Origin of the sequence: Streptomyces sp. NPDC051243, from assembly GCF_044455405.1 — a bacterium.
Classification (GTDB): domain Bacteria; phylum Actinomycetota; class Actinomycetes; order Streptomycetales; family Streptomycetaceae; genus Streptomyces.
Window position 1 is genome coordinate 1 of the sequence record NZ_JBITES010000034.1, and the last position, 11315, is coordinate 11315.

Sequence of the window (11315 nt, forward strand, 5' to 3'; positions counted from 1 at the left end):
CGCTCCAGCGCCTCCGGATCGACCTGGTAGCCGTCGCCGCCGCTCACGCGCCCGCCGTCCCTTCCCCGTCCGTTTCCACCGCATCCACCGCCGCCCGGTCCACCGTGTCCAGTGCCACCGCATCCGGAACGATGCCCGGCACCGGAGGCAGCACCATGCCCGCCGCGCTTCCCGCGTCCACCGCGATCCCGACCGGCCCGCCCGACTTCGCCACCCTCGGAACCACCTGATCCAGCAACCGGGCCCCGAAGACCGGCACCCCTTCGGGCACCGCCTCACCACGCGCCTGGGCAAAGCGCTCCAGCGCCGCGTCATCCGTTAACGCGAAGAGCCAGCGGATGCCGCCCATCTCGACCGACAGCACCGAGCCGTCCACCACCGGCACCAGCACCTCGCTGCGCCGGAACTCCCCTACGACCTCACGCAGATCGCGCAGATCACGCAGATCGCCCTGCCCGGTCTCCGCCAGATCCGCCAGCCGCGTCCGCAGCCGCGTCCGCAACCGCAAGGCATCGGCGCTCACGTCATCCCTCTGTTAAAACACTTCACCGGTCATCGCACAAGCGAACGATCACGCTAGCCCGTTGAGATCAGGTGAGTCCAGGAGAGCGTCGGCCTCCGCGTTTCGGCCTGGGACGGTCCTGGCGCAGAGCCGAGCGGCCTGAAGGGTCGTCGCTCAGCCATCGCCGTCATCGCCGTTACGTATTCTGTGGCCTCGAACTGCTCTGCGGGGAAAGGGATTCGGCCGTGCCGCTGCGGAAGGACGATCCGAAGTCGATAGGCGGCTACAGGCTTGTCGACCGGCTCGGGGCCGGGGGTATGGGGATCGTCTACCAGGGCAGGTCCCGCTCGGGTCGTGACGTCGCCGTCAAGGTGGTGCACGCCCAGTACGCCGAGGACCCGGTGTTCCGCGCCCGTTTCCGGCAGGAGATAGCGGCCATCCGCAAGGTGAGCGGCGCGTTCACCGCGCCGGTCGTGGACGCCGACCCGGAGGCGGACCGGCCCTGGATGGCGACCCAGTACGTGCCCGGGCGCTCCCTCGCCGACCGGATCCGCGACCGGGGCGCCCTGCGCGACGGCGAACTGCGGCAGCTTGCGCTGGGGTTGGTGGAGGCCCTGCGGGACATCCACCGGGTCGGTGTGGTGCACCGGGACCTCAAGCCGGCCAATGTGCTGATGGCCGAGGACGGCCCCCGGGTCATCGACTTCGGCATCTCCCGCGCGGCCGAGGCCCACAACACCCTCACCGAGACCGGCCAGATGATCGGCACCCCGCCGTTCATGTCCCCCGAGCAGCTCACCGACGCCCGCACGGTCGGCCCGGCCTCCGACATCTTCTCGCTCGGCGCGCTGCTGGTGTACGCCACGACCGGCAGAGGCCCGTTCGACACCGACAGCCCCTATCTGACGGCGTACCGGGTGGTGCACTACGAGCCCGTGCTCGACGGCATCGGGCAGCCGCTGCGCGGAATCCTGGAACGCTGTCTGACCAAACAGGCCGCGGACCGCCCCGGACTCGACGAACTGGCACAGGAGTTGGCCGCCGCTCTGCCGGAGGCCGACTCGGGCGGCATGCCGACGGTGACACTCCGCGGGGACGATCCGGTGGTCGTGCGGACCCGGCCCGGCACCGTGGCCGACGCGGCTTCGACCACCTGGCCGGGCCGTCGGCGTCGCCGTATCCGTCCCCTGCTGGCCGCGGCCGGCACGGTGGGCGCACTGGCCCTGGGGCTGCTGTGGTACGTGCGGTTCGGTCCTGGATTCGAGGACGGTTCCGGGACGGCGAGCCCCGCCCCGACCGCGACCTCCCGGTGGACGACCCCGCCGGGTGACTGGAAGCCCTGGCAGACGACGCTGTTCGAGACGGCACCACTGGGCGCGAGGAAGGCGCTGGGCGCGGACAACTCGCTGGCCGGCGAGCCGGCCTGTCTGGTGAGCGGGGACGGCGCCTACTGCGCGGGCGACGGCATCCTTCCGGTGCGTCTGGACGCCCGCACCGGCAAGACAGTGTGGCGCGCCGACATCGCGCCGGCCGGTGTCGAGACGGGGAGTCACACCACCTCGCTGCTCGGTGTCCGAAGCGGAACGGTGGTCCTGCGGCAGGGCTTCCTTCCCGTGACCGGCGAGGCCGATCTGACCGAGGTCGTGGGCCTCGACGCCGAGACCGGCGAACAGCTGTGGAAGCACCGGGTGAAGGACGACAACCTCGAGATGGCCCTCTCGGGCGGCCTGGTGATCACCTCCGCCGACGGCTCGACGGTAACGGCCCGGTCCCCCCGTACCGGCACCGCGCTCTGGACCGCGCGGATACCCAAGGGCCACTACTGCACGTTCCTGGCCGGCGGCACCGACGTGTACGCCCAGTGCCACTCGACCGGAGAATCGACCGAGAACTCGGTGCTCCTGGTGCTGGACCCGGCCGACGGATCGGCGCGGACGCTGAAGATCCCGTACCAGAGCGGCATCCTCGGTGTCCTGGACGGGCGGCTGGTCATGCTGCAGGCGCCTGCGCAGGAGGGGACGTCCGGAGAGGTCCTGCCGTACGACCGGGTCCTGTTGGTGGATCCGGACACCGGCGCCCGCACCACGGTGAAGCTGGCGAAGAGCTTGGAGGGGGAGGCCGCCCTGTCGGGCGGCACGCTGTGGTTCGTCTCGCCCGGCGGTGTGGTGACCGCGCTGTCCCCGCTCACCGGCGAACAGCTGTGGCAGACCAGGACCAGCCTGGAACAGCCGGGTGCGGCCACGTACGACACACGATCGCGCACCCTGTACGTGGCCAGCATCAGTGGCCGCGTGGCCGCCCTCGACGGACGCAAGGGCACCTCGCTCTGGGAGACGCTGCCGCGCACCGGGGCGTCCGGCGGCACGGTGGGGCCCAGGGTGCTGCTGTACGAGGGCTCGGCGATCGTCGCCACCTCGGACGGCACCGTCTTCGCCCTCGACCCCGCCGACCCCGAACGGAAACCCGTCTCGGGGTGACGGCGGGACATGACGCGGACCGCGGCGGCATCGGCGACGCGGACCACGACGGCCTCGGCGACCAGGGTTACGGCAGCGCCAGCATCCGCTCCAGCGCCAGCTTCGCGAACGCCTCGGTCTCCTTGTCGACCTCGATGCGGTTGACGAGCTTGCCCTCGGCCAGCGACTCCAGCGCCCAGACCAGGTGGGGCAGGTCGATGCGGTTCATGGTCGAGCAGAAGCAGACCGTCTTGTCGAGGAAGACGATCTCCTTGCCCTCCGGCGCGAAACGGTTCGCCAGGCGGCGTACCAGGTTCAGCTCCGTGCCGATGGCCCACTTGGAGCCGGCCGGGGCGGCCTCCAGGGCCTTGATGATGTACTCGGTCGACCCGACGTAGTCCGCCGCGGCCACGACCTCGTGCTTGCACTCGGGGTGGACCAGCACGTTGACGCCGGGGATCCGGGCGCGCACGTCCTCCACCGACTCCAGGCTGAAGCGGCCGTGCACCGAGCAGTGGCCACGCCACAGGATCATCTTCGCGGCGCGCAGCTCGTCCGCCGTCAGCCCGCCGTTCGGCTTGTGCGGGTTGTAGACGACGCAGTCCTCCAGGGACATGCCCATGTCCCGGACGGCCGTGTTGCGCCCGAGGTGCTGGTCCGGCAGGAACAGGACCTTCTCACCCTGCTCGAAGGCCCAGTCCAGGGCCCGCTTCGCGTTCGACGAGGTGCAGATCGTGCCGCCGTGCTTGCCCGTGAACGCCTTGATGTCCGCCGAGGAGTTCATGTACGACACCGGCACGACCTGCTCGGCTATGCCGGCCTCGGTCAGCACGTCCCAGCACTCGGCGACCTGCTCGGCCGTCGCCATGTCGGCCATCGAGCAGCCGGCGGCGAGGTCGGGGAGGACGACCTTCTGGTCGTCGGAGGTCAGGATGTCCGCCGACTCGGCCATGAAGTGCACACCGCAGAACACGATGTACTCGGCCTCCGGGCGCGCGGCCGCGTCCCGGGCCAGCTTGAAGGAGTCACCGGTTACGTCCGCGAACTGGATGACCTCGTCGCGCTGGTAGTGGTGGCCGAGCACGAAGACCTTGTTCCCGAGCTTCTCCTTCGCCGCGCGGGCGCGCTCGACCAGATCAGGGTCGGACGGCGAGGGAAGGTCACCGGGACACTCGACGCCACGTTCGCTCCTTGGGTCGGCCTCACGGCCGAGGAGCAGCAGGGCGAGGGGCGTCGGCTGTACGTCGAGCTCCTGGGTCTGGGCGGTGGTCACGACACGCACCCTTTCTGTTCTACGGCTCGCCGGGACCGGAAGATCCGGACCCGGCGGGTCAAGCGGGACACCTTCGACGACTTCTCGTCTATTTGACGCTATCTATCATAACCGGTTCACGTCAGTTTGACGATGGCCATCGCGTCGATGTGACGTGAATCCCGGTGACGGGCCCGCCTATTCCCGAAAGAGGCGTTTTCCGCTCCGAGCGCCGTGTGCGAGCATGAAGAAGGACCGAAAGACAAGCATCCGGCCCGGAATGAATCCGGCGACCCGCCGGTTGCACACATCGGCAAGCAGTCTCCGTACAACCCGGGAGAGATGTAGATGTCCGTATCGGACGAGACCAGCACCGCCACCGACGGCATCATCCTGAGCGACGCCGCCGCGGCCAAGGTCAAGGCCCTGCTCGACCAGGAAGGCCGTGACGACCTCGCCCTGCGTGTCGCCGTTCAGCCGGGTGGTTGCTCGGGCCTGCGCTACCAGCTCTTCTTCGACGAGCGCTCGCTCGACGGCGATGTCGTCAAGGACTTCGGCGGGGTCAAGGTCGTCACCGACCGCATGAGCGCTCCGTACCTGGGCGGCGCGTCCATCGACTTCGTGGACACGATCGAGAAGCAGGGCTTCACGATCGACAACCCGAACGCGACGGGTTCCTGCGCCTGCGGCGACTCCTTCAGCTGAGCCGGCAGCGCCTTTTTGACGGCGAAGGCGGCGGCCCCCTCCGACGGGGCCGCCGCCTTCCCGTGTCCGCGGGCCCTTACCGGGCCCTGGACGTCTGCGGAGCGTCCCGGAGCCCCGTCCCCGGCTTCTCCAGCGGGATCTGCTTGCCGTCGGAGCCCACGACCTCGCGGTCGCCGAGCGGCTGGTCCAGCTGAACGGTCTTGTGGAACACCTTGGCGATCATGATGCAGATCTTGCCCGGCTCGGAGGTCGCGGTCACCCGGACCGTCACCCGGTCGCCGCTCTCGCTCGCCGTCACCTCGTACTCGGCGCACACGCCGCCGGTGAAGGCCACGGTCAGCTCCCTGCCGTCGACGGTGTAGCCGTCCACCGGGACGTTCTCCGTGATCGGCGCGGAGGTCGGCTCGTCCTTGGGTTCGGTCGGCCGTGGGGTCGGCTGCCCGGTCGGCTCCTCGGACGGCGTGGTCGAGGCCAGGTACTCCGGGTCGATCGCCGGATACGTGACCGTGAAGCTGTCCCGCGCGTCCGGCGCCTTCACCTCGAACAGCCAGGACGGCACCAGCGCCTGCCGCGCGTCCACGAAGTGCGAGGCCAGCCCGAACACCGCCTTCTCGACGGTCACGGTGTCCTTCGACGGCGCGGCCCCCGTCGAGCCCTCCGCATCGCAGGGCGCCTCCAGCCGGTCCTTCAGCGGTACGGGGCTGGCGCAGCCGCCGATGCCCATGCGGCCGTCGGTCCCCGGCGCCGCGTTCATCAGCCCGAGCGTCTTCTCGGCGCTGAGCACGGGGTACGTGTCCCCCTTCACCGGTGCCTTCAACTGGCCGCTCCCGCCGACCACTTCGCCCTGGGCGCTCACGGTCACGCCGGTCGTCCAGCCGTAGGTGGGCATCCCGTCGACCACGGGATCGGCGTTCACCACCCGCTGGGCCCCCATGACCTGGCTCGCGTCGAGCTTCGCGTCATCCTGACCCACCGCCTTGAGAACCGGCGCGGCGGCGTTCTTCGCGGCCTCCTCGCCGACCGGTTCGCCACCACCCGGCTCGGCGGAATCCTTCTGGCACACGGTGGTGCTCTGGCAGTTGTCCGTACCCGGCGCAAACCTGTAGAACGTCCAGGTCCCGGGCGCCTGCTTGTTCACCTGCAGACTGGGCCCCGCCCCGTCCGTCGCCCCGACTCGCCAGGTCTGCCCCTGCGCCACCGGCGTCCCGTCCACCCCGAGAGCCTCGGCCAGCCGGGCCACCTCGTCCGCGCCCACCTCGCCGCCCGCCCGGTACACCGGCGCCGAGCCGGGCCCGTCCGCGAGCTCCCCGCCGGCCTTGTAGGTGACGCCGTACGGGTTGGGTTCCCCGGGCGCGATGCCATGGGTGTCGCCCCCGGTGTACCCGTCGAGGCGGAGCGGCGGGGGAGTGTCATCGCCGGGCGCCGCCGACGTCGTACCGCCGTCGGAGCCGCCGGACGCGTTCGCGGCGAGGTAGGCCCCGCCGCCCCCGACGAGCAGTACGGCGGCGGCGACGGAGGCGATGATCGCGGGGGACCGACGCCGGGCCGCACCGCCGGCCCCGCCCTCTTCGAGAGCGGCCGCACGATCCGGAGCCCCGACATGGGCGGCCTCCTCGCCGGCGGCGGCGCCGCGATCGATCTCCTCACCGCCGCGCTCACCGCGGGTTCCAGCGGCTTCGACGTCCTGCCCCTCCGCCGTCGCCGCCACCTCGGGCTCGGGCTCGCCCTCGGTGCCGGTGGCCTCGCCATCCGGCTCATCCGTGGTCGCGGTGGCCCCGGAAGTCTCGCCGCCCTCGGGTCCGGGGGCCTCGGCGACGTGCTCGTCCTCGGCGCCGGGGACGGCGGTGCCGTTCTCCGCGGCGCCGGAAGCCTCGGTGCCGGCGGTCCCCTTCTCCTCCCGGACGCCCTGCTCCTCGGCGGAGCCGTCGGCGCCCGTGTCGTCGTTCTCGGGTCGCTCGGTGTTCACCGCATCGCTCCTTCGGCTGCGCACATGTCCCATGACCCTGACCCGGCCCTGTCAAAAGAGTCGGCCCACGAGGTCGTATCCCGCATCCCCTCTACGGGGGACAGCGATGGGACGCAGCGGGGGAGCGCGCGGTTCCCTGAAGGGCGCCGATTCGGCCGCCGTGCTCCGGTCAGTCGCCGTAGTCCGACATCGCGTCCAGCAGTCGCGCCGACCTCGGCGGCACGGTGACCCCATGGATGAGTGACGGGGAGACCGGACGGGAAAGAACGCGGTCGGGGACGGTCCAGTGGGGAGCCATCCGCGCGCAGTCGCCGAGCAGCGACGTCAGGTCGACCTCCGGGTCGGCCGGAGCGGGGGCATGGACCTCGAATTTCGTCATAGCGGCACCGTAGGCACGCCGGAGCCCGCGAAGAAAGATCTACTATCGGGTAGTTTTGCCTGCTTCAGAGTCCCGGTCACCCACGGTAGCGTGGAACGTCAACCCAACCTCCCCGCAGGAGACTCCACGCCGTGCGCATCGCAGTCACCGGCTCCATCGCCACCGACCACCTCATGACCTTCCCCGGCCGCTTCGCCGACCAGTTCGTCGCGGACCAGCTGCACACGGTCTCGCTCTCCTTCCTGGTCGACAACCTGGACGTACGCCGGGGCGGCGTCGGCGCGAACATCGCCTTCGGCATGGGCCAGCTGGGCACGAAGCCGATCCTGGTCGGCGCCGCGGGCTCCGACTTCGACGAGTACCGGGCCTGGCTGGACCGGCACGGCGTCGACACCGGCTCGGTGCGTATCTCCGAGACCCTGCACACCGCGCGCTTCGTCTGCACCACGGACGCCGACCACAACCAGATCGGCTCCTTCTACACGGGTGCGATGAGCGAGGCCCGCCTGATCGAGCTGAAGACCGTCGCGGACCGCGTCGGCGGCCTCGACCTGGTCCTCATCGGCGCCGACGACCCCGAGGCGATGCTCCGCCACACCGAGGAGTGCCGCTCCCGCGCGATCCCCTTCGCCGCCGACTTCTCCCAGCAGATCGCCCGCATGGACGGCGACGAGATCCGGATACTGCTGGACGGCTCGACGTACCTCTTCTCCAACGAGTACGAGAAGGGCCTCATCGAGTCCAAGACCGGCTGGACGGACGAGGAGATCCTGTCCAAGGTCGGCCACCGGGTCACGACGCTCGGCTCGCGGGGCGTACGCATCGAGCAGGTCGGTCAGGACCCCATCGAGGTCGGCTGCCCGGAGGAGGAGCGCAAGGCCGACCCCACGGGCGTCGGCGACGCCTTCCGCGCGGGGTTCCTGTCGGGACTGGCGTGGGGTGTGTCGTTGGAGCGGGCCGCGCAGGTCGGGTGCATGCTGGCGACTCTCGTCATCGAGACGGTGGGTACGCAGGAGTACCAGCTGCGGCGGGCGCACTTCATGGAGCGGTTCACCAAGGCGTACGGGGACGCTGCCGCTGAGGAGGTACAGGCTCACCTGGGCTGATCTTTCGACTGTTCACCTGCCTCAGTGGGTTCGTTGTCGACTGCGGGTCCGTTGTGGCCGGTCGCGCAGTTCCCCGCGCCCCTGAGGTCGGTCAGCTGACCCGGCGGACCAGGTACGCCGTTCCTTGTTCCGCCGGTTCCTCTCCTACGTACTCGTGCCCCCGCATCTCGCACCATGCCGGAATGTCCAGCCGAGCCGCTTCATCGTCCGACAGGACACGGACGATTCCCCCCACCGGCACCTCCCCGATGACCTTCGCCAGCTCGATGACCGGGATCGGGCAGCGCTTGCCGAGGGAGTCGACCACCAGTACGTCGTCCCGTACGGCCGTCTCGGTCACCGGGGCCCCCAGCTTCTCCCGCACCTCGGTCACCGCCCGGGGCAGCGCCTCCAGGAACCGTTCCACGTCCTGCGCCGGCGTCCCGAACGGCAGGGACACCCGTACGTTCCCCTCGCTCAGCACGCCCATCGCCTTCAGCACATGGCTGGGCGTCAGCGTGCTGCTCGTACAGGACGAGCCGGAGGACACCGAGAAGCCGGCCCGGTCCAGCTCATGCAGCAGTGCCTCCCCGTCGACATAGAGACAGGAGAAGGTGACGATGCCGGGCAGGCGCCGCACCGGATCGCCGACCACCTCCACATCCGGCACCAGCCGAGGTACCCGGGCCCGGATCCGCTCCGCCAGCTCCCGCAGCCGTAGCGCCTCTTGGGCCGCCTCGGCCTGCACGGCCCGCAGCGAGGCCGCCGCGGCGACGATCGCCGGGATGTTCTCGAACCCGACGGCCCGCCCCGACTCCCGTTCGTCCACGGGCCCTTGGGCGGCGAACCGCACGCCCTTGCGTACGACGAGCAGGCCGACCCCGGACGGCCCGCCCCATTTATGAGCACTCCCGGTCAACACCGACCAGTCGCCCTCGACCCGCCCCCACCCCAGCGACTGCGCCGCGTCCACCAGCAACGGCACCCCGGCCTCCCGGCACACGGCAGCCACTTCGGCGACCGGCTGCTCGGTCCCCACCTCGTGGTTGGCCGACTGAAGACAGGCGAGCGCGGTGTCCGGGCGCAGGGCATCCGCGTACGCCGGCACGCTCACCGCGCCCGCACGGTCCACCGCGACCTGCGTGACCGTCCCGCCCCCGGCCTCGTGCGCGTCAGCCGCATGGAGCACAGAGGAGTGTTCGACGGCAGACACGATCAGGTGGCGCCCGACCCGGTGACGCCCCGCCAGTGCCCCCGCGATTCCCGAGTGCACGGCCTTGGTTCCTGACGAGGTGAACGCCAACTCGTCCGCCCGGCATCCCACGGCCTCGGCAGCCGCCTCCCGGGCCGCGTCCAGCAACAACCGCGCCCGCCGACCCTCTCGGTAGAGGCGCGAGGGATCAGCCCACCCTTCGTCCAGAGAGGCTTGGAGCGCCTGTCGGGCGACGGGATGAAGCGGAGCAGAGGAAGCAGCATCAAAGTAGGCCACACAGCAACGCTAACGCCCTGAGGGGCGCGGGGAACTGCGCGACCAACCACCACGGATCCGCAGCCGCCGACACCCGGAATGGCCCGAGCCAATAGGCGCCCGGCGTAACCTGCGGCGCGTTCGGCACCCCTCCCCGCGAACCCTCGGAGAGCGTCGGCTAGGGTTTGGTCCGCATAAACATCCAAACCCCTGCCCGACGCAGGGCGGCGACCGACCAGCGAGAACAAGGCCAGGCCGCAGCCGATCCGCGCGGGCGAGACTCTCGGGAAGGCGCTACGTGAGTCCCAACGGCTCCGACCGCTCGCCGCGGCGCCCGATGCGGCGGAAGCTGCTGCAGGCAATGACTGCGGGCCTGGTCCTGGCGACAGCCACCGGTTGCTCGTACAACTGGGAAGACTTCCCCCGTCTTGGTATGCCCACCCCGACCACGGAAGAGGCTCCGATTGTCCTCTCCCTGTGGCAGGGTTCCTGGGCGGCGGCGCTCGCCGTCGGCGTGCTCGTGTGGGGCCTCATCCTGTGGAGCGCCATCTTCCACCGGCGTAGCCGCACCAAGATCGAGGTCCCTCCGCAGACCCGGTACAACATGCCCATCGAGGCGCTGTACACCGTGGTCCCCCTCATCATCGTCTCGGTCCTCTTCTACTTCACGGCCCGCGACGAGTCGAAGCTCCTCCAGCTCAAGGACAAGCCCGACGTCACCGTCAACGTCGTCGGCTTCCAGTGGAGCTGGTGCTTCAACATGATCGAGAACGTCGAAGGCTCCACCGGCGACGCCAAGACGGCCAAGGAACTGGACGCGATCCCGGACCGGTTCAAGGAAGACTTCCCGGCGAACGCCGGCGGTGTGTACGACTGCGGCACCCCCGGTACCCGGAACCCGGACACCAACAACCCGGGCCCGACCCTGGTGCTGCCCAAGGGCAAGACGGTCCGCTTCGTCCTCACCTCGCGTGACGTCATCCACTCCTTCTGGGTGGTGCCGTTCCTGATGAAGCAGGACGTCATCCCGGGCCACACCAACGCCTTCGAGGTGACCCCCAACCGGAATGGCACCTTCCTGGGCAAGTGCGCCGAGCTGTGCGGCGTCGACCACTCCCGGATGCTGTTCAACGTGAAGGTTGTCTCCCCTGAGGCTTACGAGCAGCACCTCAAGGACCTCGCCAAGAAGGGGCAGACCGGTTACGTTCCCGCCGGCATCGCGCAGACGAGCCACGAGAAGAACCGGGAGACGAACAACCTGTGAGCATCCTCAACGAACCCCAGGGTGCCGCGGCAGCTGAGGCCTCGTACGAGAACGAGCTGCCGGTCAGGCGCAGGCAACCCGGCAACGTCGTGGTCAAGTGGCTCACCACCACCGACCACAAGACGATCGGGACGCTGTATCTCGTCACGTCGTTCGCGTTCTTCGTGATCGGTGGCGTGATGGCGCTGCTCATGCGTGCCGAGCTGGCCCGTCCGGGCCTGCAGATCATGTCGAACGA

9 protein-coding genes and 1 pseudogene are annotated in these 11315 nt (G+C 70.1%); 5 read left to right on the forward strand and 5 right to left on the reverse strand.

Going from position 1 to position 11315, the window contains the following annotated elements; translation table 11 throughout:
* Positions 1-43: 43 nt before the first annotated feature.
* Positions 44-523: an SseB family protein gene (locus ACIBAG_RS45500; protein WP_399114023.1), complete on the reverse strand. Its 480-nt coding sequence runs from the start codon at positions 521-523 to the stop codon at positions 44-46.
* Between the two features lie 224 nt (positions 524-747).
* On the opposite strand from ACIBAG_RS45500, the gene ACIBAG_RS45505 reads away from it, so the two are divergent.
* A complete protein-coding gene (locus ACIBAG_RS45505; protein WP_399114025.1) occupies positions 748-2979 on the forward strand; it encodes a PQQ-binding-like beta-propeller repeat protein in 2232 nt (743 codons plus the stop codon).
* 67 nt (positions 2980-3046) lie between these two features.
* On the opposite strand, the gene nadA is transcribed toward ACIBAG_RS45505, so the two are convergent.
* A complete protein-coding gene (nadA, locus tag ACIBAG_RS45510; protein ID WP_399114027.1) occupies positions 3047-4231 on the reverse strand; it encodes a quinolinate synthase NadA in 1185 nt (394 codons plus the stop codon).
* Positions 4232-4558: 327 nt separating this feature from the next.
* Between nadA and ACIBAG_RS45515 the strand changes: the two genes are divergently transcribed.
* A complete protein-coding gene (locus ACIBAG_RS45515) occupies positions 4559-4915 on the forward strand; it encodes an iron-sulfur cluster assembly accessory protein (RefSeq protein ID WP_030951236.1) in 357 nt (118 codons plus the stop codon).
* A 76-nt stretch (positions 4916-4991) separates the two neighbouring features.
* Here the strand turns inward: ACIBAG_RS45515 and ACIBAG_RS45520 are convergent, their stop codons facing one another.
* Entirely contained in the window at positions 4992-6881 is a 1890-nt protein-coding gene (locus tag ACIBAG_RS45520; RefSeq protein WP_399114028.1) for a hypothetical protein, read from the reverse strand.
* A 169-nt stretch (positions 6882-7050) separates the two neighbouring features.
* Positions 7051-7260 (reverse strand): hypothetical protein, encoded by a 210-nt coding sequence (locus ACIBAG_RS45525; protein ID WP_399114029.1) that lies wholly within the window; start codon positions 7258-7260, stop codon positions 7051-7053.
* Positions 7261-7391: 131 nt separating this feature from the next.
* Between ACIBAG_RS45525 and ACIBAG_RS45530 the strand changes: the two genes are divergently transcribed.
* Positions 7392-8366, forward strand: a complete 975-nt coding sequence (locus ACIBAG_RS45530; RefSeq protein WP_399114031.1) for a carbohydrate kinase family protein — start codon at positions 7392-7394, stop codon at positions 8364-8366.
* Positions 8367-8457: 91 nt separating this feature from the next.
* On the opposite strand, the gene ACIBAG_RS45535 is transcribed toward ACIBAG_RS45530, so the two are convergent.
* Positions 8458-9834: a cysteine desulfurase/sulfurtransferase TusA family protein gene (locus tag ACIBAG_RS45535; protein WP_399114033.1), complete on the reverse strand. Its 1377-nt coding sequence runs from the start codon at positions 9832-9834 to the stop codon at positions 8458-8460.
* A gap of 277 nt (positions 9835-10111) precedes the next feature.
* Here ACIBAG_RS45535 and coxB point away from each other — a divergent pair, with 277 nt between their 5' ends.
* Complete coding sequence (coxB, locus tag ACIBAG_RS45540; protein ID WP_399114034.1) at positions 10112-11077, forward strand: cytochrome c oxidase subunit II; 966 nt, start codon at positions 10112-10114, stop codon at positions 11075-11077.
* Positions 11074-11315 (forward strand): annotated as a pseudogene (locus tag ACIBAG_RS45545) (cytochrome ubiquinol oxidase subunit I); the annotation flags it as partial. The gene coxB and the pseudogene ACIBAG_RS45545, both read left to right, overlap by 4 nt.